Source organism: Streptomyces sp. SAI-127 (assembly GCF_029894425.1).
GTDB lineage: Bacteria > Actinomycetota > Actinomycetes > Streptomycetales > Streptomycetaceae > Streptomyces.
Genome location: NZ_JARXYJ010000001.1, coordinates 2,441,873 through 2,468,099 on the forward strand (window position 1 = coordinate 2,441,873; position 26,227 = coordinate 2,468,099).

General features: G+C 71.1%; 21 protein-coding genes and 3 pseudogenes. 13 read left to right on the forward strand and 11 right to left on the reverse strand.

The genetic code is table 11. The features are described from left to right. Positions 1-41: 41 nt before the first annotated feature. Positions 42-344, reverse strand: a pseudogene (locus M2157_RS11390) (transposase); the annotation flags it as partial. Positions 345-485: 141 nt separating this feature from the next. Between M2157_RS11390 and M2157_RS11395 the strand changes: the two are divergent. The 4 genes and pseudogenes from M2157_RS11395 to meaB all read left to right on the forward strand — a co-directional run. Further along, positions 486-668, forward strand: a pseudogene (locus tag M2157_RS11395) (CorA family divalent cation transporter); the annotation flags it as partial. A 103-nt stretch (positions 669-771) separates the two neighbouring features. Next, on the forward strand, positions 772-2,580 hold the full coding sequence (locus tag M2157_RS11400; RefSeq protein WP_280865182.1) for a methylmalonyl-CoA mutase subunit beta: 1,809 nt from the start codon (positions 772-774) through the stop codon (positions 2,578-2,580). After that, positions 2,580-4,755: pseudogene (scpA, locus tag M2157_RS11405) on the forward strand (methylmalonyl-CoA mutase). Before M2157_RS11400 ends, scpA begins: the two are co-directional and overlap by 1 nt. Positions 4,756-4,781: 26 nt before the next feature. After that, complete coding sequence (meaB, locus tag M2157_RS11410; RefSeq protein ID WP_280868192.1) at positions 4,782-5,741, forward strand: methylmalonyl Co-A mutase-associated GTPase MeaB; 960 nt, start codon at positions 4,782-4,784, stop codon at positions 5,739-5,741. A gap of 489 nt (positions 5,742-6,230) precedes the next feature. On the opposite strand, the gene M2157_RS11415 is transcribed toward meaB, so the two are convergent. Continuing rightward, complete coding sequence (locus M2157_RS11415) at positions 6,231-7,010, reverse strand: ANTAR domain-containing protein (RefSeq protein WP_280865183.1); 780 nt, start codon at positions 7,008-7,010, stop codon at positions 6,231-6,233. Between the two features lie 131 nt (positions 7,011-7,141). Between M2157_RS11415 and M2157_RS11420 the strand changes: the two genes are divergently transcribed. Beyond that, a complete protein-coding gene (locus tag M2157_RS11420) occupies positions 7,142-7,486 on the forward strand; it encodes a helix-turn-helix domain-containing protein (RefSeq protein WP_280861692.1) in 345 nt (114 codons plus the stop codon). A gap of 287 nt (positions 7,487-7,773) precedes the next feature. Then, a complete protein-coding gene (locus tag M2157_RS11425; RefSeq protein WP_280865184.1) occupies positions 7,774-9,420 on the forward strand; it encodes an allantoin permease in 1,647 nt (548 codons plus the stop codon). Positions 9,421-9,480: 60 nt separating this feature from the next. On the opposite strand, the gene rox is transcribed toward M2157_RS11425, so the two are convergent. The 3 genes from rox to M2157_RS11440 all read right to left on the reverse strand — a co-directional run bounded on the left by rox (position 9,481) and on the right by M2157_RS11440 (position 13,399). Further along, positions 9,481-10,911 (reverse strand): rifampin monooxygenase, encoded by a 1,431-nt coding sequence (gene rox, locus M2157_RS11430; protein ID WP_280865185.1) that lies wholly within the window; start codon positions 10,909-10,911, stop codon positions 9,481-9,483. A 143-nt stretch (positions 10,912-11,054) separates the two neighbouring features. Beyond that, complete coding sequence (locus M2157_RS11435) at positions 11,055-12,077, reverse strand: hemolysin family protein (protein ID WP_280865186.1); 1,023 nt, start codon at positions 12,075-12,077, stop codon at positions 11,055-11,057. Then, the gene (locus M2157_RS11440) at positions 12,074-13,399 is read right to left on the reverse strand and encodes a hemolysin family protein (protein ID WP_280865187.1); all 1,326 of its coding nucleotides are present in this window, start codon (positions 13,397-13,399) and stop codon (positions 12,074-12,076) included. The genes M2157_RS11435 and M2157_RS11440 overlap by 4 nt, the downstream gene beginning before the upstream one ends. 255 nt (positions 13,400-13,654) lie before the next feature. On the opposite strand from M2157_RS11440, the gene M2157_RS11445 reads away from it, so the two are divergent. Both M2157_RS11445 and M2157_RS11450 read left to right on the forward strand, forming a co-directional pair. Next, complete coding sequence (locus M2157_RS11445) at positions 13,655-13,879, forward strand: twin-arginine translocase TatA/TatE family subunit (RefSeq protein ID WP_280865188.1); 225 nt, start codon at positions 13,655-13,657, stop codon at positions 13,877-13,879. 163 nt (positions 13,880-14,042) lie between these two features. After that, positions 14,043-14,696, forward strand: coding sequence for a hypothetical protein (locus M2157_RS11450; RefSeq protein WP_280865189.1), 654 nt, complete (start codon positions 14,043-14,045; stop codon positions 14,694-14,696). Here the strand turns inward: M2157_RS11450 and M2157_RS11455 are convergent. Beyond that, positions 14,671-15,522, reverse strand: a complete 852-nt coding sequence (locus M2157_RS11455; RefSeq protein WP_280861718.1) for an isocitrate lyase/phosphoenolpyruvate mutase family protein — start codon at positions 15,520-15,522, stop codon at positions 14,671-14,673. The two genes, M2157_RS11450 and M2157_RS11455, sit on opposite strands and share 26 nt — an antisense overlap. A 193-nt stretch (positions 15,523-15,715) precedes the next feature. On the opposite strand from M2157_RS11455, the gene M2157_RS11460 reads away from it, so the two are divergent. The 3 genes from M2157_RS11460 (at position 15,716) to M2157_RS11470 (ending at position 17,216) form a co-directional block, all read left to right on the forward strand. After that, positions 15,716-16,105: a DUF6153 family protein gene (locus tag M2157_RS11460; RefSeq protein ID WP_280861719.1), complete on the forward strand. Its 390-nt coding sequence runs from the start codon at positions 15,716-15,718 to the stop codon at positions 16,103-16,105. Between the two features lie 53 nt (positions 16,106-16,158). After that, positions 16,159-16,764, forward strand: coding sequence for a DUF305 domain-containing protein (locus tag M2157_RS11465; RefSeq protein WP_280865190.1), 606 nt, complete (start codon positions 16,159-16,161; stop codon positions 16,762-16,764). A 143-nt stretch (positions 16,765-16,907) separates the two neighbouring features. Beyond that, a complete protein-coding gene (locus M2157_RS11470; RefSeq protein ID WP_280861721.1) occupies positions 16,908-17,216 on the forward strand; it encodes a DUF3040 domain-containing protein in 309 nt (102 codons plus the stop codon). A 3-nt stretch (positions 17,217-17,219) separates the two neighbouring features. Here M2157_RS11470 and M2157_RS11475 read toward each other — a convergent pair whose 3' ends face one another. Continuing rightward, positions 17,220-17,795, reverse strand: a complete 576-nt coding sequence (locus tag M2157_RS11475) for an HAD-IIIA family hydrolase (RefSeq protein ID WP_280861722.1) — start codon at positions 17,793-17,795, stop codon at positions 17,220-17,222. Between the two features lie 82 nt (positions 17,796-17,877). Next, positions 17,878-19,092: a cytochrome P450 gene (locus tag M2157_RS11480; protein ID WP_280861723.1), complete on the reverse strand. Its 1,215-nt coding sequence runs from the start codon at positions 19,090-19,092 to the stop codon at positions 17,878-17,880. Positions 19,093-19,306: 214 nt separating this feature from the next. Here M2157_RS11480 and M2157_RS11485 point away from each other — a divergent pair, with 214 nt between their 5' ends. Both M2157_RS11485 and M2157_RS11490 read left to right on the forward strand, forming a co-directional pair. Beyond that, complete coding sequence (locus tag M2157_RS11485) at positions 19,307-19,747, forward strand: SRPBCC family protein (RefSeq protein WP_280861724.1); 441 nt, start codon at positions 19,307-19,309, stop codon at positions 19,745-19,747. A gap of 22 nt (positions 19,748-19,769) precedes the next feature. Beyond that, positions 19,770-21,083: a lanthionine synthetase LanC family protein gene (locus tag M2157_RS11490; protein WP_280865191.1), complete on the forward strand. Its 1,314-nt coding sequence runs from the start codon at positions 19,770-19,772 to the stop codon at positions 21,081-21,083. Here M2157_RS11490 and M2157_RS11495 read toward each other — a convergent pair. The 3 genes from M2157_RS11495 to M2157_RS11505 form a co-directional block, all read right to left on the reverse strand. Continuing rightward, a complete protein-coding gene (locus M2157_RS11495) occupies positions 21,035-22,189 on the reverse strand; it encodes an XdhC family protein (RefSeq protein ID WP_280865192.1) in 1,155 nt (384 codons plus the stop codon). The two genes, M2157_RS11490 and M2157_RS11495, sit on opposite strands and share 49 nt — an antisense overlap. A 46-nt stretch (positions 22,190-22,235) precedes the next feature. Then, positions 22,236-23,693, reverse strand: coding sequence for an NCS2 family permease (locus tag M2157_RS11500; protein WP_280865193.1), 1,458 nt, complete (start codon positions 23,691-23,693; stop codon positions 22,236-22,238). 145 nt (positions 23,694-23,838) lie between these two features. Then, positions 23,839-26,226 carry a molybdopterin cofactor-binding domain-containing protein gene (locus tag M2157_RS11505; protein WP_280865194.1) on the reverse strand — a complete coding sequence of 796 codons (2,388 nt, stop codon included), beginning with the start codon at positions 26,224-26,226 and terminating at the stop codon, positions 23,839-23,841. Between the last annotated feature and the right edge of the window lies 1 nt (position 26,227).

Sequence of the window (26,227 nt, forward strand, 5' to 3'; positions counted from 1 at the left end):
CTAAGTGAGCGTTTGGTTCTCCGTTGTCTGTTTCGTTTGGCTTAGCTGTCGCGCCAGTTGGTGGTGGTTTCGTGGGCGAGGCGGTGGGTCATGAGGTTGATGGCTGCGATTTGGATCATGGCTGCTGATCGGTGGGGGTGGGTTTCGTAGTCGCGGGCCAGGCGGCGGTGGTGCATGAGCCAGCCGAGGGTGCGTTCGATGACCCAGCGGCGGGGCTGGACGTGGAAGCCGCGGGTGGTGGGGTCGCGTTGGACGATTTCGAGGTCGATGCCGAGGTGGGCGGCTTCTTCGACGGCTTTGGTCTTGTAGCCGTTGTCGGCCCAGGCTTTGGTGATGGTGGGGTGGCGCTCGCGGACGTTGGTCGTGGGGAGAATCGACGGCGCAACACGGCACGATTCTGAAAGACGCCGAAAGATCCACCTGTGCACGTCAGAGGCAAGGATGAACGCATCGACGCAGGTCATGGCGTCCCGGTAGACAACTTCAAGAAGATCTCGGCTTGGGCGGCGATTCTGTTCGCTCCGACGCTGGTCGGGACGATCTACGGGATGAACTTCGACTCCATGCCTGAGCTGAGCTGGCGCTTCGGATACCCCTTCGCGATCGGCCTGATGGGGGTGGTTTGCGTTAGTTTGTACGTTATTTTCAAGCGACGGGACTGGCTCTAGAAGATGCCGCACCCCGTGGAGACCGGGGTCACAATCTCGTAGAGGGCAAGGTCACAGCCGTGCCCCCTGCTGCTCCTTTGGTGGTCTGGCCTAGCATCCGAGCATGACGGTCCTGCCTGACGACGGGCTCTCGCTGGCCGCCGAGTTCCCTGACGCGAACCTTGAACAGTGGCACGGCCTGGTGGCGGGTGTCCTGCGCAAGTCGGGCAAGGAAGTCTCCGGCACGGCAGCTGAGGACGCCCTGTCCACCGCGCTCGAGGACGGGCTGCGCACCCGCCCCCTGTACACCGCGCACGATGCCGCACCCGACCCCGGTTTCCCCGGCTTCGCACCCTTCGTGCGCGGCGCCCGCGCCGAGGGGAACACCACCGGCGGCTGGGACGTACGGCAGCGGCACGCGGTCGCCGACAACACCGCGGTGCTCACCGACCTGGAGAACGGCGTCACCTCGCTGTGGCTGGTCGCGGGCGAGGGCGGCATCCCGGTCGCCTCGCTCGGCAAGGTCCTCGACGGCGTCTTCCTCGACCTCGCGCCCGTCGCCCTGGACGCGGGCAGCCAAGTCGCCTCCGCCGCACAGGAGTTGCTGCGGCTCTACGACGAGCGCGGCATCGACAGGAAGGCCGCGCGCGGCAGCCTCGGCGCCGACCCGCTGGGCCACGAGGCACGTACGGGCCAAGCCCTGGACTTCGCGCCGGTCGTCCCGCTCGCCCGCCGGTGCGCCGAGGAGTACCCCGGGCTGCGGGCGCTGACGGTGGACGCGCTGCCGTACCACGAGGCCGGCGGCTCGGCCGCGCAGGAACTGGGCGCCTCGATCGCCACCGGAGTCGCCTATCTCCGTGAGCTGACCGAGGCCGGACTGAGTGTGGAACAGGCCTGCGCACAGCTGGAGTTCCGGTACGCGGCGACCGCCGACCAGTTCCTGACGATCGCCAAGCTGCGGGCCGCGCGCCGGCTGTGGGCGCGGGTCGCCGAGGTGTGCGGGGCGCCCGGTGCCGGAGCGCAGGCGCAGCACGCCGTGGTCTCGCCGGTGATGATGACCCGCCGCGACCCGTGGGTGAACATGCTGCGCGCGACGATCGCCACCCTGGCCGCCGGGGTCGGCGGGGCCGACGCCGTCACCGTGCTGCCCTTCGACCACGCGCTCGGTCTGCCGGACGCGTTCGCCCGGCGGATCGCCCGCAACACCTCGACGATCCTGGTCGAGGAGTCGCATCTGTCCCGGGTGATCGACCCGGCGGGCGGCTCCTGGTACGTGGAGCGGCTCACCGACGAACTCGCCGAGGCCGCCTGGCAGTTCTTCCGGACGATCGAACGCGACGGCGGCCAGGCGGCCGTCCTGCGCTCCGGCCGCCTCCGCACGGACCTGGCGACGACGTGGGCGCAGCGCTCCAAGAAGCTCGCGACGCGCCGCGAACCCGTCACCGGCGTCAGCGAGTTCCCGTTCCTGTCCGAGAAGCCGGTCGTGCGGGACCCCGCCCCCGAACAGCCGGCGGGCGGTCTGCCCCGCGTCCGGCGCGACGAGGCGTACGAGGAGCTGCGCGCCCGCTCCGACGCCCACCTCGCGGCGACCGGGTCCCGGCCGCGGGTCTTCCTGGCCGCGATCGGCCCCGCCGCCGCCCACACCGCGCGCACGACGTTCGCCGCCAACCTCTTCCAGGCCGGCGGTATCGAGCCCGTCACCGAGGGCACCTTCGAGGAGAGCGGCGCCACCGAGGTCTGCCTGTGCTCCAGTGACGCGCTGTACGAGGAACGGGCCGAGGACGTCGTACGGACCCTGAAGGCTGAAGGCGCGCGGCACGTGTTCCTCGCCGGGCGGCCCGGGCAGTACTCCGGCGTGGACTCCTACGTCTTCGCGGGCTGCGACGCCGTCGCCGTGCTCACCGCCACCCTCGACCGCATGGGAGTGTCCTGATGGGAATCCCCGACTTCACCGGCATCGAGCTGGGGACCCCGACCACCGCCGGCGGCGCCGACGAATGGCGTACGGCCGTCAAGAACGCCACCGAGGGGGCCGAGCCCGTCTGGGAGACCCCGGAGGGCATCGCGGTCCAGCCGCTCTACACCGGCCGTGACCTGGAGGGCCTGGACTTCCTGGAGACGTACCCGGGCGTGGCCCCGTATCTGCGCGGGCCGTATCCGACGATGTACGTCAACCAGCCCTGGACGATCCGCCAGTACGCGGGCTTCTCCACCGCCGAGGAGTCCAACGCCTTCTACCGGCGCAACCTCGCGGCCGGCCAGAAGGGCCTGTCGGTCGCCTTCGACCTGCCCACGCACCGCGGTTACGACAGCGACCACCCGCGCGTGACCGGTGACGTCGGCATGGCGGGTGTCGCCATCGACTCGATCCTCGACATGCGGCAGCTCTTCGACGGCATTCCGCTGGACAAGATGTCCGTGTCGATGACGATGAACGGCGCCGTGCTGCCGGTGCTGGCGCTGTACATCGTCGCCGCGGAGGAACAGGGCGTACCGCCCGAGAAGTTGGCCGGGACCATCCAGAACGACATCCTCAAGGAGTTCATGGTCCGCAACACCTACATCTATCCGCCGAAGCCGTCGATGCGGATCATCTCCGACATCTTCGCCTACACCTCGCAGCGGATGCCCCGCTACAACTCCATCTCCATCTCCGGGTATCACATCCAGGAGGCGGGTGCGACGGCCGACCTGGAGCTGGCGTACACCCTCGCGGACGGCGTGGAGTACCTCCGGGCGGGCCGTGAGGTCGGCCTGGACGTGGACGCGTTCGCGCCCCGGCTGTCCTTCTTCTGGGCGATCGGCATGAACTTCTTCATGGAGATCGCCAAGCTGCGCGCGGCGCGCCTGCTGTGGGCCAAGCTGGTCAGGCAGTTCGACCCGCAGAACCCCAAGTCCCTTTCCTTGCGCACCCATTCGCAGACCTCGGGCTGGTCGCTGACCGCGCAGGACGTGTTCAACAACGTGACGCGCACCTGCGTCGAGGCGATGGCGGCGACGCAGGGCCACACCCAGTCGCTGCACACCAACGCCCTGGACGAGGCACTGGCACTGCCCACCGACTTCTCCGCGCGCATCGCCCGCAACACCCAGCTGATGATCCAGCAGGAGTCCGGCACCACCCGGGTCATCGACCCGTGGGGCGGCAGCGCGTACGTGGAGAAGCTGACGTACGACCTCGCCCGCAAGGCCTGGCAGCACATCCAGGAGGTGGAGGCGGCCGGCGGCATGGCAAAAGCGATCGACGCCGGCATCCCGAAGCTGCGTATCGAGGAGGCCGCGGCCCGCACCCAGGCCCGTATCGACTCCGGACGCCAGCCGGTGATCGGCGTCAACAAGTACCGGGTCGAGACCGACGAGGCGATCGACGTCCTCAAGGTCGACAACTCCTCCGTGCGGACCCAGCAGATCGAGAAGCTGCGGCGGCTGCGCGCCGAGCGGGACGAGACCGCGTGCCGGGACGCGCTGGACGCGCTGACCCGGGCCGCCGACGGCGAGGGCAACCTGCTGGAGCTGGCCGTGCACGCGGCCCGCGCGAAGGCCACGGTCGGCGAGATCTCCGACGCCCTGGAGAAGGTGTACGGCCGGCACGCGAGCCAGATCCGTACGATCTCCGGCGTGTACCGCAACGAAGCAGGGGAGTCCCCGAACGTGGACCGCACCCGCGCGCTCGTGGACGCCTTCGGCGAGGCCGAGGGCCGCCGCCCGCGCATCCTCGTCGCCAAGATGGGCCAGGACGGCCACGACCGCGGCCAGAAGGTGATCGCCACCGCCTTCGCCGACCTCGGTTTCGACGTCGACGTCGGCCCGCTGTTCCAGACCCCGGGCGAGGTGGCCCGGCAGGCCGTGGAGGCGGACGTGCACATCGTCGGCGTCTCGTCCCTGGCCGCGGGGCACCTCACCCTCGTACCGGCGCTGCGCGAGGCGCTCGCCGAGGAGGGCCGGGAGGACATCATGATCGTGGTGGGGCGGGGTCATCCCGCCGCAGGACGTGCCGACCCTCCTGGAGATGGGCGCGGCGGCCGTGTTCCCGCCGGGGACGGTGATCCCGGACGCGGCGTACGACCTGGTGGAGCGTCTGTCGGCCGGCCTCGGGCACGGGCAGTGATCGATCTCGACGCGTATGTGAAGGGCGTGCTCGACGGGAAGCGGGCGATCGTGGCCCGTGCCATCACGCTCGTCGAGTCCACGCACCCCCGGCACCGGTCGCAGGCACAGGAGTTGCTCACCGAGCTGCTCCCGCACAGCGGCCGGGCGCGGCGGATCGGGGTGAGCGGTGTGCCGGGCGTGGGCAAGTCGACGTTCATCGACGCGTTCGGCACGATGCTGACCTCGCTCGGGCACCGGGTGGCCGTCCTCGCCGTGGACCCTTCCTCCAGCCGCACCGGCGGCTCGATCCTCGGCGACAAGACCCGGATGGAGCGCCTGGCCGTCGACCCGGCGGCCTTCGTACGGCCCTCCCCCAGCGCGGGCACGCTCGGCGGAGTGGCGAAGGCGACCCGCGAGTCGATGGTCGTGATGGAGGCCGCCGGCTACGACGTGATCCTGGTCGAGACCGTCGGCGTCGGGCAGTCGGAGACCGCGGTCGCCGACATGGTCGACTCCTTCCTGCTGCTGAGCCTGGCCCGCACCGGCGACCAGCTCCAGGGCATCAAGAAGGGCGTCCTGGAACTCGCCGACGTGATCGCGGTCAACAAGGCCGACGGCCCGCACGAGCGCGACGCCCGCTCGGCCGCACGTGAACTGGCGGGCGCGCTACGGCTCATGCACGGCAAGGACGCCTTCTGGACTCCCCCGGTTCTCAGTTGCAGTGCCCGTGAGTCGACCGGTCTGGACGTGGTGTGGGAGCGGCTCGAGCAGCACCGGACGCTCCTCGACTCCGCCGGGCGGCTCACCGCCAAGCGGCGGGACCAGCAGGTCGGCTGGGCCTGGGCGATGGTGCGGGACGAACTGCTCGGCCGCCTGCACGCCGACCCGGCCGTGCGGTCCCTCGCCCCGGACCTCGAACAGCAGGTCCGGGAGGGCCGGTTGACGGCCACGCTGGCCGCCGAGCGGATCCTCGAGGCGTTCGGTCAGGACACCGAGCGCAGGTAGGTGCCAAGGCGGGCGATCGCCGTCGGGTTGCGGGGGCTCTCGACCAGGTCGACGTAGGGTGGAGGCGCCACCGTGGCCCCTGGCGGTCAAGCCCGTGCGATGTCCCTGCCGGTCGGCCGGTACTCCAGCAGCAGAACCCGCCCGTCAAGGACCCGGTGGCCGGTCAGGGCCAGGTCGGCCGAGGCGATGCCCACCAAGAACGGCTCGCGGCCCGACGACCCAGCAACACGGGGAACGTTATGAGCCTGGAGCCGGTTGACGAGGCCGGCGCCACCCAGGTGCCGTGCCACCGAGAGCTCGCCATGGTGCGGAGCGGCGCGGCGAGAACACGGTCTTGTTCAGCTGTGCCGGCCGGTGCGACGACGCGTCCAGCACCTCCAAGTGGTCAATTCCGCGCCGGAGTTGACGGATCGGGAGCGAGGGGTCACCTCAGGTGTTCCAGGTCGGCGTCGGCGGCTCCGAGGCGGTCGGGCGGGGGGCTGCCGCACGTCACACAGCCGGTCGGGGCGGGGAACCCTGAGGCTCCGGCGCCGTCTCCCGCTCCACCACGTCGTCGGACGGGGTCGTCGAGGTCTCCCGCACCTTGGCGACGGCCACCGCCATCTGCTGTCGCAGCTCCTCCGGCACCTGGGCGCCGTGGACGGCTCCCATCAGGTGCTGTGCGAGGTGGTGCAGCTTGGTGTTGGTGTTCTGGGAGGCGGTGACGAGCACCGTCCAGGCGTCCTCCGCGCTCAGCCCGAAGGTGGCCATGACGATCCCGCGGGCCACGTCGATGGTCGGCCGGGTCCGCATCGCCCGGCGCAGCTGGTCGACCTCCAGGCGCAGCTCGTGGTCGACCTCCACGGGCCGGGACCACTCCTCGGGGACCGGCGCGTGCTCTGCGGCCGGGGCGTCGGAGTGTGCGGAGTCCTCGGTCACGAACAGCTCCCGCGCACCGGTCAGGTCGAGCAGGCGTCCGACGGCCGGGCTGTACGCCTGGACGGTGACCGTCTTGCCCTGGGCGAGCGCCTCCCGGCGCAGGTCCAGCAGGAGATTGAGGCCACCGCAGTCGCAGAACCCGACTCCGTCCAGATCCAGGTCCACCCCGGTGGCAGAGCGGTCGAGGACGGCGTACAGCTCGGACTGGAGCACCTGGGCTCCGAAGTCGAACTCACCGCGGCAGGTGACGTCCGTCCGTTCCCCGGCCACCACGGCCTCGATCGTGGCCAGACACGGCGGTCGCGCGTCCAGCGTGGTGAGGCGCTGCGCCGAGTGCGCAGGTTCCGGCATGGCCCTCTCCCTCATGTGCTCGGCTGCCTCTGACTCTCAGATTCCCTCGCCCCACCCACACACGTCAACCAATACATGAAATTAAGTTCCGGTTTTTGAATGCGTGAACATCGAGTCGCTAGACTGACGCCATGGATGGAGTGCCCGAGTCTCACACCGGATGGACGTTCGTCACCAATCACGCACGGGTGCTGGCCGTGATCGCCGACAATCCCAGCGCCCGGATCCGCGACATCGCGGCGCACTGCCGCCTCACCGAACGCGCCGTCCAGAAGATCATTTCCGATCTGGAGCATGACGGATACCTCTCGCACGTACGGGAGGGACGGACCAACACCTACCGCATCGAGCCGGGCAAGGTCCTGCGCCACCCCGCCGAGGCCGGCCTGACCGTGGCGTCACTGCTCTCCCTGCTCGTCCAGGACGAGGCGGACCGCAAACCCCTCCCCGACAGCCGTCGGCACACTCCGGCCTGACGCGGCAACACGCGACCCACTCGCCTCAGCAGGCATCCCGCACATCTGGAACGCACTCCGACGCGACCGCGATCAGCAGGGGTGAGATTCCGGAAACGACGTGTTCATGACAGCCAGGGTCGTCGGTAACAACCGCTTTCTAGCGTGACGGGCCGTGGGATCCGAGTCGTATACAGGGTCATGAACCGCTCATGACGGCCCGTCGACCTCCCGGCCTGCCGACGACGCCAAGGCGGGGCTCCCACGCATCCCCCACCGCCCGCACGAGCAGCACCGGGAGGCGTGACATGAGCACCACAGAGTCGCGGCCGGCAACGGCAGACCCGTCGAAATCCGCCGATCAGGCGGTCAAGGAGACCCTGGAGGACTACACCCTCCGGTTCGCGCCCCGCAGTTACCGCCGCTGGACCCCCATGGTCGTGGCCACCACGGCACTCGGCGGCATCGCCTACATGGCCGACTTCTCCATCGGCGCCGGCATCGGCCTGGCCCACGGCACCGGCAACGCGCTCGTGGCGATCGCCGTCGCCGCCGTCGTCATCTTCGTCACCGGTTTCCCCCTCGCCTACTACGGCGCCCGCTACAACATCGACCTCGACCTGATCACGCGCGGCTCCGGCTTCGGCTACTACGGCTCGGTCCTCACCAGCGTCATCTTCGCCAGCTTCACCTTCATCTTCTTCGCCCTCGAAGGCTCGATCATGGCCCAGGGCCTCAAGCTCGGCCTCGGACTCCCCCTGTGGCTGGGCTACCTGGTCTCCACGCTGATGGTCATCCCGCTGGTCATCTACGGCATGAAGGCACTCAGCAAGCTCCAGGTCTGGACGACCCCGGTCTGGCTGCTGCTGATGGTCGGCCCGCTGGTCTACCTCGTCTCCACCGACCCGGGCACCGTCGACCGCTTCCTCGCCTACGCGGGCACCGACGGCGACGGCGGGGTCAACACCGCGTCCGTGCTGCTGGGCGCGGGTGTGTGCCTCTCACTCATCGCGCAGATCGGTGAGCAGATCGACTACCTGCGCTTCATGCCGCCCAAGGCCGAGGCGAACAAGCGCACTTGGTGGACCGCGGTGATCATGGCCGGACCCGGCTGGGTGGTGCTCGGCGCGCTCAAGCAGGCCATCGGTGTCTTCCTCGCCGTCTACATCCTCGCCAAGGTCGGACCGGACGTCGCGCCCGAGCCGATCCAGCAGTTCAAGGGCGCCTTCGACGCGATGATGCCGTCCTGGCTGGTGCTCCCGCTGGCCGTGGCCCTCGTCGTGATCAGCCAGATCAAGATCAACGTGACGAACGCCTACTCCGGCTCGCTCGCCTGGACCAACTCCTTCACCCGGCTCACCAGGCACTACCCCGGCCGCATGGTCTTCGTCCTGGTCAACCTGGGCTTCGCGCTGGTCCTGATGGAGGCCGACATGTTCAGCTTCCTCAACGACATCCTGGGCTTCTACTCCAACTGCGCGATCGCCTGGGTCGTCACCGTCGCCACCGACATCGGCATCAACAAGTACCTGCTCAAACTCTCCCCGCTCGCCCCCGAGTTCCGCCGCGGCATGCTCTACGCGGTCAACCCCGTGGGTGTGGTGGCCTTCGTCGCCGCGTCCGCCCTGTCCATCGCCATGTACTTCCACGGCCTCGGCGACACCCTCCAGCCGTACTCCCCCGTCGCCGCCGCCGTCATCGCCTTCGTCCTCACCCCGCTGATGGCGATCGTCACCAAGGGCAGGTACTACCTGCGCCGCGCCGACGACGGCATCGACGAGCCCATGCTCGACGCGGAGGGCAACCCCAGCGCGGTCACCTACGACTGCCACGTCTGCCACCAGCCCTACGAGCGCCCGGACCTGGCCGCCTGCGCCACCCACGACGCGGTGGTCTGCTCCCTGTGCCTGAGCACGGACAAGACGGGCGACCACGTCCTGCCCGCCACCGTCTGACACCACGTGAGTGGAGCCGGTTGCCGCCAGGCGCTACGCGGGCCACGGCGGCACCGTGCCTCACTCCCGGGTGGGCGCGCCGAACCACCTGGGCAGCCGGTCGAGCAGTTCCCGCTGGTCCTCGCCGACCCACGCCACATGGCCGTCCGGCCGCAGCAGTACGGCGGGCGCGTCCAGTTCCTCGCCGGCGTCTACGACGTGGTCGACGCGGTCCGACCAGCCCGCCACCGAGAGCCGGCCGGTCCGGTCGAGCAGCAGTCCGCGGCCGGCGTGCATCAGCCCGTAGAGGTGGCCGCGCTTGAGCGTGAGGTCCCGCAGGCGCCGGCCGAGCAGTTCATGGCCCGCACCGAAGTCGTAGCGGACACCGATCGCGGTGATCTTCTCGATCAGGTACCGGTTCACCTCGTCGAAGTCCATCAGCTGCGCCAGCAGCCGACGCACCGCCTGCGGCCCCGGCTCGGTGGACAGCAGCTCCATCTGCGCACGGGTGTTGTTCAGCACGTCGGCGGCCACCGGGTGCCGTTCGGCGTGGTAGCTGTCCAGCAGGTCCTGCGGTGCCCAGCCGGCCACCTCGGCGGCCAGTTTCCAGCCCAGGTTGAACGCGTCCTGGATACCGAGGTTGAGGCCCTGCCCGCCCACCGGCGGGTGGACGTGCGCCGCGTCACCGGCCAGCAGCACCCGGCCGACCCGGTAGCGCTCGGCCTGCCGGGTGGCGTCGCCGAAGCGGGAGAGCCAGCGTGGTGAGTGCACACCGAAGTCGGTGCCGGCGACCGCCCTGAGCCGTCGTTTGAACTCCTCCAGGGTCGGCGCGACCGAGCGGTCCCCGGTCACCGCCTCGGCGGGCACGACGACGCGGTACAGCCCGTCCCCGACGGGTCCGAGACCGAACAGCTTCTGGGTCTGCCGGACTTCGCCCACCACGGCGGCCACCGTCTCCGGCGGCACGCCCACCTCCATCGCGCCCAGCAGCGTCTCCACCTCGGCGGGCGCGCCGGGGAAACCGACACCGAGCAGCTTGCGCACCGTGCTGCGGCCGCCGTCGCAGCCGACGAGATAGCGCGAGCGCAGCCGTGTGCCGTCGGCGAGTTCGGCGCTCACCCCGTCGGCGTCCTGGCTCAGCCCGACCAGCTCGCAGCCCCGCCGGATCTCGGTGCCGAGTTCGACGGCGTGCTCGGCCAGCAGGCGGTCGGTGACCGTCTGCGGGATGCCGAGGACATAGGCGTGCGCGCTGTTCAGCCGGTCAGGCCAGGGCTTGTCGATGGCGGCGAAGAAACCGCCCGACTTGAACTGCTTTCCGTGCGCGAGGAACCGCTCCAGCAGCCCGCGCTGGTCCATCACCTCGATGCTGCGCACATGCAGGCCGAGCGAGCGGACGATCTCCGTCGGCTCCGCCGCCTTCTCCAGCACGACCACCCGCACACCGTGCAACCGCAATTCGGCGGCCAGCATCAGACCGGTCGGCCCGCCACCGGCGATGATCACGTCGAACACTGAATCCCCTGTTGTCGCAGGTTATGGCCTCGGACGGGGATTGTGCGGCACCACCGGGGCCTTGCCGCAAGGCCCCCCGTGAGCTATACGTTGAAGAGGGCAAGGAGGTGGTGACCTCCTTGCCTTTGCTCATGTGTCCACACCTAGGCGGCGGCCGGCGTCGGCCCGACCAGCTCGGACAGGACGTCCTCCATGGTCACGAACCCGAGGACGGCCCCCGACTCCCCGGTGACCGCCGCCAGATGGCTCCCGTCGGCGCGCAGCGCGGTGAGGGTGTCGTCCAGCGGGGTGTCGATGCGGACCCGGGTGACCGGATGCAGGGTGGAGCGGGGGAAGGGCCGGTCGCGGTCGGTGACGCCGAGGGTGTCCTTGATGTGCAGATAGCCCAGCAGGGTGCCGTCCGGGCCGGTGACCGGGAAACGGGAGTAGCCCGCCTCGGCGGCGACCCGCTCGAGCCGCGCCGGGGTGACCGAGACCTCCACGGTCCGCATCTTCCGGGTGGGGACGAGGATCTCGCCGACCGGCCGGGTACCCAGCTCCAGTGCGTCCCGCAGCCGCTCGCCGTCGGCGGGCGAGAGCAGTCCCGCCTCACTGGCGTCGACGACCATGCGGGCGAGCTGGTCGTCGGTGAACACCGACTCGACCTCGTCCCTGGGCTCCACGCGCAGCAGCTTCAGCAGGGTGTTGGCGAAGGCGTTGATGCCGAACACGAAGGGCTTCAACGCGCGTGTGAGGGCCACGAGAGGCGGTCCGAGCAGCAGGGCGGTCGGCACGGGGGCCGCGAGCGCGATGTTCTTCGGGACCATCTCGCCGATCAGCATGTGCAGATACGTGGCCAGCGACAGTGCGATGACGAACGCGATCGGGTGGATCAGGCCCTGCGGGATGTGGGCCGCATGGAAGCCGGGCTCCAGCAGGTGCGCGATGGCCGGTTCCGCGACCGCGCCGAGCACCAGCGACGAGACGGTGATGCCGAGCTGGGCGGTGGCCATCATCGCGGAGAGGTGTTCGAGGCCCCACAGCGTCATCCGGGCCCGCTTGTGGCCGGCACGCGCGCGTGGCTCGATCTGGCTGCGGCGCACGGAGATCAGGGCGAACTCGCCGCCCACGAAGAAGGCGTTGGTCAGCAGCGTCAGGGCGCCGACGAGCAGTTGGACGGTGGTCATGGGGCCTCCTCCCCGGCCTGGACCAGGCCCCGGAGAGGCTCCGGCGCGGTGATGCGGACGCGGTCGGCGCGGTGGTGGCCGACGTCCAGGACCTCCAGGCGCCAGCCGTCCAGGTCGAGGTCGTCGCCCTTGGCGGGGATGCGTGCGAGGCGGGTGGCGATCAGTCCGGCCACCGTCTCGTACGGCCCCTCGGGCGCCGTGAGCCCTATCTCGCCGAGCCGGTCGACGCGGACCGAGCCCTCCGCCTCCCAGGCCCGCGCACCGGCGGGCCGCAGGTCGGGTATCTCCACGGGGTCGTGCTCGTCGCGGACCTCTCCGACGACCTCCTCCACGATGTCCTCGACCGTCGCCACGCCCGCCGTGCCGCCGTACTCGTCGATGACGACGGCCATGGTGCGGGAGACCCGCAGCCGCACCAGGAGCCGGTCGGCGGTCAGGCTGTCCGGGACCAGCAGGGGTGCGGTGGCCAGCTCGGTGACCGGGGTGGTGGCGCGCTGGTGCGGCTCCAGAGCGAGCACGTCACGGATGTGCACGGTGCCGATGACCTCGTCCAGGCTGTCCCGGTAGACCGGGAATCGGGACAGGCCGGTGGCGTGGGTGAGGTTCGCGGCGTCGGCGGCCGTGGCGTGGGCTTCGAGGGCCTTGACGACGACGCGCGGCGTCATGACGTTCTCGGCGGTCAGCTCGCCCAAGTGCAGGGTACGGACGAACAGTTCGGCGGAGTCGGCCTCAAGGGCGCCCTCGGCGGCGGAGTGCTCGGCGAGCGCGACCAGTTCCTCGGGGCTGCGGGCGGAGGCCAGCTCCTCGGCGGGCTCCAGGCCGAAGCGTCGTACGAAACGGTTCGCGGTGTTGTTGAGATGGAGGATGAACGGGCCGAAAAGGGCGGTGAAGGCGCTCTGCGGTCCGGCCACCACCTTGGCGACGGCCAACGGGTGGGAGATCGCCCAGTTCTTCGGCACCAGCTCGCCCACCACCATCAGCACGACGGTGGACAGGGCCACGCCCAGGGCGGTCGCCACCGGCGCGGCGGCTCCGCCGAGGCCGGCGGCTTCCAGCGGACCTCTGAGGAGCACCGCGAGGGAGGGTTCGGCGAGCATGCCGATCACCAGCGAGGTGACCGTGATGCCGAGCTGGGCGCCGGAGAGCTGGAAGGTCAGCCGGCGGACGGCCCTGAGCGCACCCTCGGCGCCGCGCTCACCGGCCTCGGCGGCCCGCTCCAGGTCACCGCGCTCGACGGTGGTCAGGGAGAACTCGGCCGCGACGAACACGGCACAGGCCAGGGTGAGGAGCAGGGCCAGCACAAGCAGCAGGATCTCGGTCACCGGTGCACCCCCGCCCGTCCGTGAGGGGGAAACGCGGCGCGGCCGGTACTGGGAGGCTCACCCATTGCGGAACTGTGGCTCCTTCGTGGCGGGCAGGTCGCCTCCAATAGTAAAGGACGGGCAAAGCAACCTGACGACGATGACGTCGGCAGCATCGCCACGGCCTTCCCCTTCGCCCCCGGTCTGCGGGTACGCTGCCGGTCCGGCGGGCATCTCGTCCGACCCAGGTGCCAACCTCTGACGGAGGCCTCCCCCATGTTCGGACTGAGTGAGCTCGCGATCATCCTGCTCGTCGTCATAGCGGTCATCGCCATCAAGAAGGGTCCCGAACTGACCCGTTCCGCGGGCAAGTCCGCACGCATCCTCAAGGCGGAGGCCCGTGCGGCGAAGGCGGGCGGCCCGGAACCCCAGGTCATCCAGGGAGAGGTGCTCCGCCCCGGGACCGCCGCGGAAACCGAGCAGAGCCCCGGCACACGCTGAGACATCCGGCGTCCGCAAAAGCGGGGGTGGTGCGGCGCGCGTACGGCGGCGGGGCGGCGCCGGGGAGTAGGCGCACCGTGTGCGTGGTTTTCCCGCACGTCCTGGATGAATCCTCCGCCTCCGGGTAGGCCAGCCACACGGCGTACCCGGGAGATGGAGTGCCATGACCTGTGCGAACCGCCCTGCACGGCACGGGACCTGGGCGGTGACCCTGGCTGTCACCGCCCTCGTCCTCACCGGAGCCTGTGACGCCAACGACGGCGGTGGTGGTGACCGCGGGGCCGGCCGGACGGCCCGGTCCTCCGCCGCCGGGTCGCCGGGCGCGACCACGGCCGGCGGCTCCCCGTCGCCCTCCGCCTCCACGGCTCCGACCGTCACCGCGCCTGCGGATCCACGACAGGCCGAGCAGGACATCCGGGAGGCGTGGACGGTCCTCTTCGACCCGACGTCCTCCCTGGACCAGCGCAGTGACGTCGTCGAGGACGGTGACGAGAACGCCCTGATGATCGACAACCTCTTCCGCGACCCGAGCGGCAGCAAGCTGCGCGCCGAGGTGACCTCCGTGTCGTACACCTCGGACGTGCACGCCGATGTGGCCTACGACCTCACGCGCGAGGGCCGCCGGCTGGATCCCGGCGGCCCGGGGGCGGCCGTATTCCAGGACGGCGGCTGGAAGGTCGCCCTGCGTACGGTCTGCGCGCTGACCCGGCACGCCGAGGACGCCCCCGAGGCACCGAGCTGCGTGGTGCCGCCCTCCAGCCCTGTCCCCAACTCTGCCTCCAGTCCTGCCTCTAGCCCTGCCGGAACAGGTCGTTGAGCTCCGTCTGGGAGAGCTGGTCGGCGGCGTACGAGAACGTGCCGCTGTCGGCCAGCTCGCGTGCGGCGTCGAGCAGATGGCGGTACATCGCGCGGGCGATGCTGCCGCCGACCGTGACCCGGCGGACGCCGAGTTCGCGCAGGTCGTCGAGGGAGAGCGCGTTGCCGGTCAGGCCCATCACCACGTTGAGCGGGCCGTCGAGTTCGCGGACCAGCGTGCGGATGGTCCCGGCGTCGGCGGCGCCGGGGACGAACGCGCAGTCGGCGCCGGCCTCCAGGTAGGCGTTCGCGCGCCGTACGGCCTCGTCGAGCGGGCCGCCGACCAGCAGCACGTCGGTGCGGCCGACCAGGACGAAGGGTTCGCCGTCGGCCGCCAGGGTCTCGCGGGCGGCGCGGATGCGGTCGGCGGAGAGTTTCTCGTCGTAGAGCGGACGGGTGCGGTCGCCGGTGAAGTCCTCGATGTTGCCGCCGGCGGCTCCGGCGGCGAGCGTCCTCGCGATGGTCGTGGCGACGGTCTCGGGCGATTCGCCGTATCCGTCCTCCAGGTCCGCGCTCAGCGGTACGGAGATCCCGCCCGCGATCTCGTGGACCCTGCGCAGCATGGTCTCGCGGTCGACGCGGTCCTCGGCCGGCTGTTCGGCGAAGAAGTCGTGGTCGGTGCGTCCGAGGGAGAACGCGACGCCCGCGCTCGTGGTCGCCACGGCCGGGAACCCGGCCGCCTCCAGGATCCGGGCGCTGCCCACGTCCCACGCGTTGGGGAGCAGAAAGCAGCCCTCCCGGTGCAGATCGGCGAAGCGCTGCGTCTTGGCCCGACTGTCGGTGTCCACACGGTCCTTCCCGGCCCGCCGCCCCTCGACGGGCTCCCGGAGAACGTACGCCCGCGGGCGGCGCGGGGCGGACTCCTTTTCGAGGGCGGGCTGGGCCGGAGGCGAGCACTGAACACAGAGCGGTGCGGAGACGTACCGTACGCCGACGGCCTCGGTGCACAGCCGTGGCACAGCCCTCTTTAGGATGAGCCCGATGACCAGGTCCGAGCAGCTTCCGACGCGACCGCCCCTGTGGCGGGCGTTGCTCGTGCTCGGGATGCTGGTCGGGGTGCTGGCCATGCACGGGCTGGCTCCGGGGGGCGGGCTTCAAGGCCACGAAGGCTCGAACTCCGCGCACATGACGGCCGTCGCGGTCAGCGTCGACGAGACCTGTCACGACGGTTGCGGGTCCGGGCATTTCCACCATGCCGACGCGACCTGCGCCTCGGGGGCCGTGAGCGGTGGGCCGGTGTTGCCCGCGCTCGCTCCCGACCCCGCCTCCACGGCCGTATCCGATGACAGCCTGTGCCCCGAGGCGGTCATGTCTCAGGACGGCGCCCGCGCACCGCCCTCCCTCGCGGAACTCCAGCTCCTGCGGATCTAGACACGGCGTGCTCCGTCACGTCCAGATCCCTTTCGCACAACAGGAGTTCCAGCATGCGTACCACCCGTTTCGCGGCGCTGACCGTGACTGCCGTGTTCGCCCTCGCCGCCTGTGGGGGCGGCGACGACAGCGGCTCGGCCGCCTCGTCGCCCTCGGTGTCCGCCGAGGCCTCGGCCGGCGCCCACAACGCCCAGGACGTCTCCTTCGCCCAGGGCATGATCCCGCACCACCAGCAGGCCGTGGAGATGGCGGAGCTCGCCGACGGCCGGGCCGCCTCCAGCCAGGTCAAGGACCTCGCCGCCCGCGTCGAGAAGGCGCAGGGGCCGGAGATCACGACCATGACGGCCTGGCTGAAGGCCTGGGACGAGAAGGTCCCCGAGTCGATGCCCGGCATGGATCACTCCGGCATGGACGGCATGGACGGCATGGACGGGATGATGGACAGCGCCGACATGGACAAGCTGAAGAAGGCCTCCGGCAAGGACTTCGACTCCATGTTCCTGACCATGATGGTCGAACATCACGAGGGCGCCGTGGAGATGGCAACGACCGAGAAGGCCAAGGGCGAGTACAAGGCCGCCACGGCCATGGCCGGTGACATCGTCACCGCGCAGAACGCCGAGATCAGTGAGATGAAGAAGCTCCTCGGCGAGAGCTGACCCGTCCGCGTGTCGCCACGGTGCCCGCGCCGCTCGGCGCGGGCACCGTGGCCTGTCGGCCTTCCACCCCCGGTGACCGCACGGTTCACGGGCCCTTCTGCGGGCACCCGAAGAAGGACTCTCCGGATCCGCGAGGAGCGACAGTGACGACAGGGCGACTCCCCGATCACGAACAGCGCATCCTGGACGAGGTGGAACGCGCCCTGCGTCGCGACCGCCGTCTGGACCGCCGACTGCGCACCGGGCGGCTGCGCCGACGGCCCGACCTGTCCCGGGTGACGCACTACCGGCCGCACGTCCTGACGGTGTGCCTGCTGCTCGCCGTGTCGGTCGCGCTGCTGGTGACCGGGATCGTCACCTCGCGGCCCGCGGTGATCTGGGCCTTCGCGGCCGTCTGGCCGCTGACCCTGTTCGCGGTGTTCCGGCTGGTGTGCCGGTGGACGGAACCGTGAGCCTCACGCCTCGCCGTTCTCGAAAGCCGACTCGATCGGCCGCTCGTCGACCAGGACCCGCCCCTGCGGCGGCCCGGTGAGCAGCGCGCGCACGGCGGTCAGGACGTCCGGCGCCACATGATCGGCCCGCGCCGTCTCCTCCGGCCGGGTCCGCTCGTCCGGTACGAGGATCCCGTGGGCGCCCACCCGGGCGGCGGCCTCGGCCTCCGCGGCCGTGCCGACGACCGCGCAGTCGGCCGGTGCGGTGCACACCCGGCCCGCCGCCCAGAGGATCAGGCCCGGTTCGGGCGGACGGCAGTGGCAGCCGTCGTCGGGCCCGTGCGGGCACACGCCCCAGATGTCGAAGGGGCCGAGAAGGTCGTCGACGCGGTGGTTGACGGCCCGTACGTCGGCGTCGCTGAGTCGCCCCCCGTGCCCGACACCCGGTTGCAGGGCGACGAACCCGGTGCGGACGCCGTGCAGGCGCAGCATGCCGAGCGCCTCACGGGCACCGGGCAACGGGCGCACCGCGTCGGGGCCGGGCGGGTCTTCGGCGAGGATGCTGTCGCGGTCGAACAGCACCGTACGCACGCGCGTCATGCGGCCACCTCCCGGCTCTCGTGTGCACTTCTTCCCCTCCGCGAGTAACCGCGCGGGGCCGGTCCATGCGGCGGGGCGCGATCTACCAGGTCAGGGGGAGGCGCTGGGGCGAGCGGTGGATCATCGTCGGCCGCATGGCGACCGGCTCCCCGTCCGCGAGCCGGAGCCCCGGAAGCCGGCCGGTGAGCTCCTGGAGCGTGAGGTTGAGCTGTTCGCGGGCCAGTTGCGAGCCGGGGCAGCTGTGCACGCCGTGTCCGAAGGCGAGGTGGCGGGCGGTCGGTCGGGTGATGTCGAACGTGTCGGGGCGCGGGTGCCGGGCGCCGTCCCGGTTGGCGCCGCCGAACGCCACGAACACCGTTGCTCCGGCGGGGAGTTCGGTGCCCGCCAGGGTGACGGGACGGGTGGTGACCCGGCGGAAGCCCTGCAGCGCGCTGTCGTAGCGGGCGGCCTCCTCGACGGCCGCCGGTATGCGCTCGGGTTCGGCGCACAGCAGCTCCCACTGGTCCCGGTGGCGCAGCAGGTGCAGGACGGTCGTGGCGATGAGCGCGGTGGTGGTCAGGTGCCCGGCGATCAACAGGTTCTGGAGGTGGGCGACGAGTTCGTGCCGGTGATCGAGGGTCAGCTCGCCGGGCTCGGTGAGGGACACGACGAGTTCGCCGCACAGGTCCTCGCGCGGCTCGGCGTGCCGCTCGCGCACGTACCGGTCGAGGATGTGCTGCATCGCCACCACGTCCTGGGCGGCGGCGACCTGCTCGCTCTCCGCCAGCGGCCGGAACAGCAGTTCCTCGGCGCGGTGGCCACCGTGGACCACGGCCGGGACGTCCACGGGGTCGAGGCCGACGATCCGCCCGATGACGTCGCCGGGCAGCTTCCGCGCGTACGCCGACATCAGCTCGACCCGGCCGTCCTTCACGAACCCGTCGACGAGGGCGGCTGCGCGCTCGGCGGCGTAAGGAAGGACGGCGGCGACCCGCGACGGCGAGAGCCCGCGCACGATCGGCGCGCGCAGCCGCTGGTGCAGGTCGCCGTCCGCGGTGACGACGACCGGTCGCCCGCCGAAGCCGCCGCCGAGGACGGCGAGCGCGGCCGGCGACGGCAGTACGTCGGGCACGAGGGCGTTCGCCGACGAGAAGTCCTCGGGACGGCGCAGCACTTCGCGTACGTCCGCTTCCCGGGCGACCAGCCAGGCGTCCAACTCGTCGACACGCGCAAGCCCTTCGGTGTCCCGGGCCCGCGCGTAGTGCGGGTACGGATCGCTCTGCAACGCGTCGAGCCTGCCGTGCCGTTGGCTGTCCACGAGACGTCCCCCTGCGGCCGGTGGTGCGGTCGCGCTCATGGTGCCGTACGGATTCGGCGGTGTACATGAGCACGTCAGCACGGGTAGGGCTGGGGGCCCCGTCCGGGGGCGTGTTCGCCCGCGGTACGTCATCGCGCCCGCATCCCGCTGCGCCAAGTATGTGAGACGCCTATGAAATCCCCGCTGAGCAGGACTGATTCCCTAAGATCAGCCCGTGGTCACCTTCCTCCTCGAACGCACGGCCCCGCTCTCCCCGGACGAGGCCTGGCGCCGCCTCACGGAGTGGCCCCGCCACGGCGAGGTCGTCCCCCTTACGCGCGTCACCGTCGTGCCGCCGGGCCCGACGAGCGAGGGCACGCTCGTCGTCGCCCGTTCGGGGATCGGCCCGCTCGCCTTCGCCGACCCCATGGAGGTCACGGTCTGGCGCCCACCCGCGGAGGGCGTCTCCGGACTGTGCCGCCTGGAGAAGCGCGGGCGGGTCGTGAAGGGCTGGGCCGAACTGGAGGTGCACCCGGGTCCGGGCGGCCGCGCCCGGGTGATCTGGCGCGAGTCGCTCAGCGTTCGTTTCCTGCCCGGTCTGTTCGCCCCTGTGCTGCGGGTGTCGGCCCGGTCGGTCTTCGGGCGGGCACTGAACCGGCTGCTGCGGGGGACCTGAAGGTCGTGCAACAGTGGGCGCCATGACGGCAGTTGACGGTACGACGGTGCGGGTGGACGAGGTCGAGGCGCTCGCGGTGGACGGGCTGCGGTGGCTGGTGGCCGCCGCGCGGGAGACGGCGGACGGCGACCTCGCCTGGCCGGCCGCGCCCTCGCAGAAGAGGACCGACCCGACCCTCTACAGCGGCACGGCGGGGATCGTCTCCGTGCTCCTGGAGGCGTGGCGGCACCTTGGTGACGACTCCTACGCCGACCTCGCACTCCGCGCGGGACACGGCCTGGCCGCCGCCGTCGACGGTCACGAGGACGACTCCCTGTACTTCGGCCGGTCCGGAATGGCTCTCGTCCTGCACACCCTGCACCACGAGTTCGGCGACACCGCCTGCGGTACGGCGGGCAACCGCGCGATGGCTCTTGTGCGCTCGCACTTCGACGGGGAGCGCTGGGGCGAGCTGTTCGAGCTGATGGGCGGCAACGGCGGCAACGGCTTGGCCTCCCTGGCGGTCGGCGATCCCGAGTTCGCCGTCCTCGCGGTGGAGCCCTATCTGCGGGCCGCGGAGAAGACCCCGTGGGGCGTCACCTGGCCGCACCGCCCGGGCACGGAAGCCCGCATGCACCACATGTCCCACGGCACGCTGGGCATCGCCTACTCCCTCGTCCGGATCGGCCACGCGACAGGCCGGTCCGACCTGGTCGACCTGGGGCTGGCGGGGGTCGCGGACGTCGTGGCCCGCGACGAGGGCGGCCCGGACGGCTTCCTGGTCCGGCACTCCACCCCGCAGTTCCTTCCGGACCTGATCGAGCCGGTCAGCTACGGCTGGTGCCACGGTCCGGCAGGGGACGCCCACATGTTCCGGCTGCTGCGCGACACCCAGGGCGACCCGGCCTGGGCCGCGCTCGCCGACCGCTGCTGGCACACGGTCGTCCACTCCGGTCTCCCCCAGCGCCTGCGGCCGGGGTTCTGGGACAACAACGGCCGTTGCTGCGGCACGGCGGGCGTCCTCGCCCTGGCCGGCGACCGGATCGCCGAAGGAGCCGGAGGGCGGGAGGCGTACGACTTCGCGCGGGTCCTCGTCGCCGACCTCGCCGCTCGCGCGGTCCGGGACAGTGACGGCGCCCGCTGGTCCAACGTCGAGCACCGGGCCGCCCCGAGCGACCTCGAGCCCGGCACCGGCTGGGCGCAGGGCGGTGCGGGCATCGTGCGTGAACTGCTGCGCTTCGTCCGGCTGAGCCGGGGCGGCGATCCGGGGTACGCGTTCACGTGGCTGGACCAGCCCCAGGTGTCCGCTCAGGCCACCGACCCGATCCGGCGGACCGGTTCCGAGGTCACGTCGTGATGGATCGGCGTGTGCGCGCCGGTGAGGGAGACCCCGCTGCCGCCCCGCCGGCTCGCCACGATCTCCGCGGCGATCGACAGGGCCGTCTCCTCGGGCGTCCGCGCGCCGAGGTCCAGGCCGATGGGTGACCGCAGCCGCGCCAACTCCAGCTCGGTCACGCCGACTTCGCGCAGGCGCTCGTTGCGGTCGAGGTGGGTGCGGCGGGAGCCCATGGCGCCCACGTAGGCGACCGGGAGGCGCAACGCCAGCTGGAGCAGCGGGACATCGAACTTCGCGTCGTGGGTCAGCACGCACAGGACAGTCCGGGCGTCGACCTCCGTGCGCTCCAGGTACCTGTGCGGCCACTCGACGACGATCTCGTCGGCCTCCGGGAAGCGCGCCTCGGTCGCGAAGACGGGGCGCGCGTCGCACACGGTGACCCGGTAGCCGAGGAACGTGCCGATCCGCACCAGCGCCGACGCGAAGTCGATCGCGCCGAAGACGATCATCCGGGGCGGCGGCACGGACGACTCGACGAGCACGGTGAGCGGGGCGCCGCAGCGCGAGCCCTGTTCACCGATCTCCAGGGTGCCGGTGCGGCCCGCCTCCAGGAAGGCGCCGGCCTCGGCGGCGATCGTGCGGTCCAGCTCGGGATGGGCGCCGAAACCGCCGTAACCGGAGACGTCCTCGGGTCCTACGACGAGCGCGCGGCCGACGAGTTCCCGCGGCCCGGAGACGATCCGCGCCAGCGCCGCCGCCCGGCCCCGCGCGGCGGCTTCCAGCGCGGCCGCGACCACGGTACGGACGGGGTCACCCGCCCGGACCGGGGTGACGAGGATGTCGATGACGCCACCGCAGGTCAGGCCGACGGCGAAGGCGTCCTCGTCGCTGTAGCCGAAGCGCTCGAGGACCGACTCCCCGTCCTCCAGCGCCTGTTGGCACAGTGCGTAGACCGCGCCCTCCACACAACCGCCGGAGACCGAGCCGATCGCCGTGCCGTCGGCGTCCACCGCGAGGGCGGCGCCGGGCCGGCGGGGCGCGCTGCCGCCGACGGCCACGACGGTGGCCACGGCGAAGTCACGTCCCTGCTCGACCCACCGGTGCAGCTCGTCGGCGATGTCCAGCATGTCTCGGTCTCCTTCACAGCGGTTGCGTACGGGTGCGTTCGAGCGGCTAGTGCACGCCCATCCAGCTCTCGATCGGGTGGAGGGCGTAGTACACCAGGAAGATCGCCGTCAGTCCCCACATGAAGGCGCCGATCTCCCGCGCCTTGCCCTGCGCTGCCTTGATCGCGACGTACGAGATGACGCCGGCGGCGACGCCCGCCGTGATCGAGTAGGTGAACGGCATGATCACGACGGTCAGGAAGACCGGGATCGCGGTGGCGCGGTCGGCCCAGTCGACATGGCGGGCGTTCATCATCATCATCGCGCCGATCACCACCAGGGCGGCGGCCGCGACCTCGCCCGGCACGATCGCCGTGAGCGGGGTGAAGAACAGACAGGCCGCGAAGAACAGCCCGGTGACGACGGAGGAGAGGCCGGTTCGGGCGCCCTCGCCCACTCCCGTCGCCGACTCCACGAAGACGGTCTGGCCGGAGGCACCCGCCACTCCGCCGATCGCACCGCCCGCGCCGTCGATGAACAGTGCCTTGGACAGGCCCGGCATCCGGCCCTGCGCGTCGGCGAGTCCGGCCTCGGTGCCGACGCCGATGATGGTGGCCATCGCGTCGAAGAACCCGGCGAGCACCAGCGTGAACACGATCATGCCGACCGTCATCGCGCCGACCTCGCCCCAGCCGCCGAACTCGACCTTCCCGAAGATCGAGAAGTCGGGCATGGAGACCGCGCTGCCGTGCAGTTCGGGGGCTCCGCTCGCCCACTGCCTGGGGTCCACGGCCCCGACCGCGTTGAGGAACACGGCGAGTACGGTCCCGCCGACGATGCCGATCAGGATCGCGCCGGGGACGCCTCGCGCCTGGAGCATGAAGATCGCGAGGAGGGTGACGGCGAACAACAGGACGGGCCAGCCCGCGAGTTCACCCGTGGGACCGAGGGTCACCGGGGTGGCCTCGCCCTGGTGGACGAAACCGGCCTTGTAGAAGCCGATCAGTGCGACGAACAGGCCGATGCCCATGGTGATCGCGTGCTTGAGGGCCAGCGGAATCGCGTTCATGATCATCTCGCGCAGGCCGGTGACGACCAGCAGCATGATGACCACGCCGTACATCACGCACATGCCCATGGCCTGCGGCCAGGTCATCGCGGGCGCGACCTGCGAGGACAGGACGCCGGAGACGGACAGGCCGGCGGCGAGCGCCAGCGGCACCTTGCCGAAGAAGCCCATCAGCAGGGTGGTGAAGGCCGCCGCGAACGCGGTCGCGGTGATGAGTGCCTTCTGGCCGAGCGTGTCCCCCGCCGCGTCCTTGCCGGACAGGATCAGGGGGTTGAGCAGGAGGATGTACGCCATCGCCATGAAGGTGGTGACGCCGCCGCGCAGTTCACGCGCGACCGTGGATCCTCGCCGGGATATGTGGAAGTACCGGTCGAGCCAGGACCTGCCGGCCGGGACGCGGGTGCCTTCTCCCGCGTCGTCGGCCGTGGTCCTGGGCTCCAGGGACTGCTGGGTCATGGTGCCGTCTCCCAAGGTTCACAGGGACACCCGCGCAACCGCCTTTTCGGGCACGGGATTTGGGATGTGCACGACCCGGGGGACGGCCCAGGACGGACAGTTGGGGGCCCGGGGGAGCAAGTCCCCCGGGAAACTCACCGGTTCATCACGTGCCGGTCAGGTGCTCCGGCCGTACCGGCGTCCTGTTGAGCTCCAGCCCGGTCGCGTTGCGGATCGCCGCGAGCACGGCCGGGGTCGAGGACAGGGTGGGTGCCTCCCCGACGCCGCGCAGCCCGTACGGGGCGTGGTCGTCGGCGAGTTCGAGCATGTCGACGGGGATGGTCGGCGTGTCGAGGATCGTGGGGATCAGGTAGTCCGTGAAGGAGGGGTTCCTGACCTTCGCCGTCTTCGGGTCGACGATGATCTCCTCCATCACCGCGACGCCCAGGCCCTGGGTCGTACCGCCCTGGATCTGGCCGATGACGGACAGCGGGTTCAGCGCCTTGCCGACGTCCTGCGCACAGGCCAGCTCGATCACCTTGACCAGCCCGAGCTCGGTGTCGACCTCGACGACCGCGCGGTGGGCGGCGAAGGAGTACTGGACGTGTCCGAAGCCCTGCCCGGTACGCAGGTCGAAGGGCTCGGTCGGCCGGTGCCGCCACTCCGCCTCGACCTCGACGCTCTCGCCCTCGAGCACGTCGACCAGGTCCGCGAGGACCTCACCGCCGTCGGTGACGACCTTGCCGCCCTCCAGGAGCAGCTCGGCGGTGGCCCAGGCCGGGTGGTATGAGCCGAACTTGCGGCGCCCGAGCTCCAGCACCTTCTCCCGGACGAGCTCGCAGGAGTTCTTGACGGCGCCGCCGGTGACGTACGTCTGACGGGAGGCCGAGGTCGAACCCGCCGAGCCCACCTGCGTGTCCGCGGGACGGATGGTCACCTGCGCGACCCCCAGCTCGGTGCGGGCGATCTGGGCGTGGACGGTGACCCCGCCCTGCCCGACCTCCGCCATGGCGGTGTGCACGGTGGCGACTGGCTCACCGCCGACGACCTCCATGCGGACCTTCGCCGTGGAGTAGTCGTCGAAGCCCTCGGAGAAGCCGACGTTCTTGATGCCGACCGCGTAGCCGACACCCCGCACGACGCCTTCGCCGTGGGTGGTGTTGGACAGACCGCCCGGCAGCTGCCGTACGTCGGCCGCCTCCCCGGCCGCGAGCCACTGCTGCTCCGGAGGGAGCGGCATCGCCTTGACGCGGCGCAGGAGTTCGGCGACGGGAGCCGGGGAGTCGACGGGCTGGCCGGTCGGCATGATCGTGCCCTGTTCCATGGCGTTCAGCTGCCGGAACTCCACCCGGTCCATGCCCACCGCGTCGGCGAGCTTGTCCATCTGCGCCTCGTAGGCGAAGCACGCCTGGACCGCGCCGAAGCCGCGCATCGCGCCGCAGGGCGGGTTGTTGGTGTAGAGCGCGAGGGCCTCGATCTCGACGTCGTCGACGACGTACGGCCCGATGCCGAGCGATGCGGCGTTGCCGACGACCGCCGGCGAGGCGGAGGCGTACGCGCCGCCGTCGAGGACGATCCGGCATTTGACGTGGGTCAGCCTGCCCTCACGCGTGGCGCCGTGCTCGTAGTAGAGCTTGGCGGGGTGCCGGTGGACGTGTCCGAAGAAGGACTCGAACCGGTTGTAGACGATCTTGACCGGCTTGCCGGTGCGCAGCGCGAGCAGGCAGGCGTGGATCTGCATCGACAGGTCCTCGCGGCCGCCGAAGGCCCCGCCGACGCCGGACAGCGTCATGCGCACCTTGCGCTCGGGCAGGCCGAGGACGGGCGCGATCTGCCGCAGGTCGGAGTGCAGCCACTGGGTGGCGATGTAGAGGTGGACGCCACCGTCCTCGTCCGGCACGGCCAGACCCGACTCGGGGCCGAGGAAGGCCTGGTCCTGCATGCCGAAGGTGTACTCGCCCGTGACGACGAAGTCGGCCTTCTTCGAGGCCTCCTGGACGTCACCGCGGATGATCGGCTGCCGGTGCACGATGTTCGGGTGCGGGACATGTCCGACGTGGTGGTCGTCGCGGCCCTCGTGGACGAGGATCGCGTCCGGCGCGGTGGCGGAGGCCTCGTCGGTGATGACGGGCAGCTCGCGGTACTCGACCTTGATCTTGGCGGCGGCGCGGCGGGCCGTCTCCGGGTGGTCGGCGGCGACGATCGCGACCGGCTCTCCGTGGTGCCGGACCTTGCCGTGGGCGAGGACCGGGGTGTCCTGGATCTCCAGACCGTAGTTCTTCACCTCGGTCGGCAGGTCGTCGTACGTCATGACGGCGTAGACGCCCGGCATGGCGAGGGCCTCGCTCGTGTCGATGGACACGATCTCGGCGTGGGCGACCGTCGAGCGGAGGATCTGCCCCCAGAGCATGTCCTCGTGCCACATGTCGGACGAGTACGCGAACTCGCCGGTGACCTTGAGGGTGCCGTCGGGGCGGAGCGTGGACTCGCCGATGCCGCCCTTGGTCTTCGAACCCTGGGTGATCTTGGTGGGAGTGCCGTTGGGAGTGGACACG

Coding starts and splice junctions, on each gene's coding strand:
- M2157_RS11425 (WP_280865184.1), top strand. CDS start 7,774: ATGAGCACCACAGAGTCGCGGCCGGCAACGGCAGACCCGTCGAAATCC.
- M2157_RS11495 (WP_280865192.1), bottom strand. CDS start 22,189: ATGCTGGACATCGCCGACGAGCTGCACCGGTGGGTCGAGCAGGGACGT.
- M2157_RS11490 (WP_280865191.1), top strand. CDS start 19,770: ATGACGGCAGTTGACGGTACGACGGTGCGGGTGGACGAGGTCGAGGCG.
- M2157_RS11465 (WP_280865190.1), top strand. CDS start 16,159: ATGCGTACCACCCGTTTCGCGGCGCTGACCGTGACTGCCGTGTTCGCC.
- M2157_RS11445 (WP_280865188.1), top strand. CDS start 13,655: ATGTTCGGACTGAGTGAGCTCGCGATCATCCTGCTCGTCGTCATAGCG.
- M2157_RS11415 (WP_280865183.1), bottom strand. CDS start 7,010: ATGCCGGAACCTGCGCACTCGGCGCAGCGCCTCACCACGCTGGACGCG.
- M2157_RS11460 (WP_280861719.1), top strand. CDS start 15,716: ATGACCAGGTCCGAGCAGCTTCCGACGCGACCGCCCCTGTGGCGGGCG.
- M2157_RS11400 (WP_280865182.1), top strand. CDS start 772: ATGACGGTCCTGCCTGACGACGGGCTCTCGCTGGCCGCCGAGTTCCCT.
- M2157_RS11475 (WP_280861722.1), bottom strand. CDS start 17,795: ATGACGCGCGTGCGTACGGTGCTGTTCGACCGCGACAGCATCCTCGCC.
- M2157_RS11420 (WP_280861692.1), top strand. CDS start 7,142: ATGGATGGAGTGCCCGAGTCTCACACCGGATGGACGTTCGTCACCAAT.
- M2157_RS11500 (WP_280865193.1), bottom strand. CDS start 23,693: ATGACCCAGCAGTCCCTGGAGCCCAGGACCACGGCCGACGACGCGGGA.
- M2157_RS11450 (WP_280865189.1), top strand. CDS start 14,043: ATGACCTGTGCGAACCGCCCTGCACGGCACGGGACCTGGGCGGTGACC.
- M2157_RS11435 (WP_280865186.1), bottom strand. CDS start 12,077: ATGACCACCGTCCAACTGCTCGTCGGCGCCCTGACGCTGCTGACCAAC.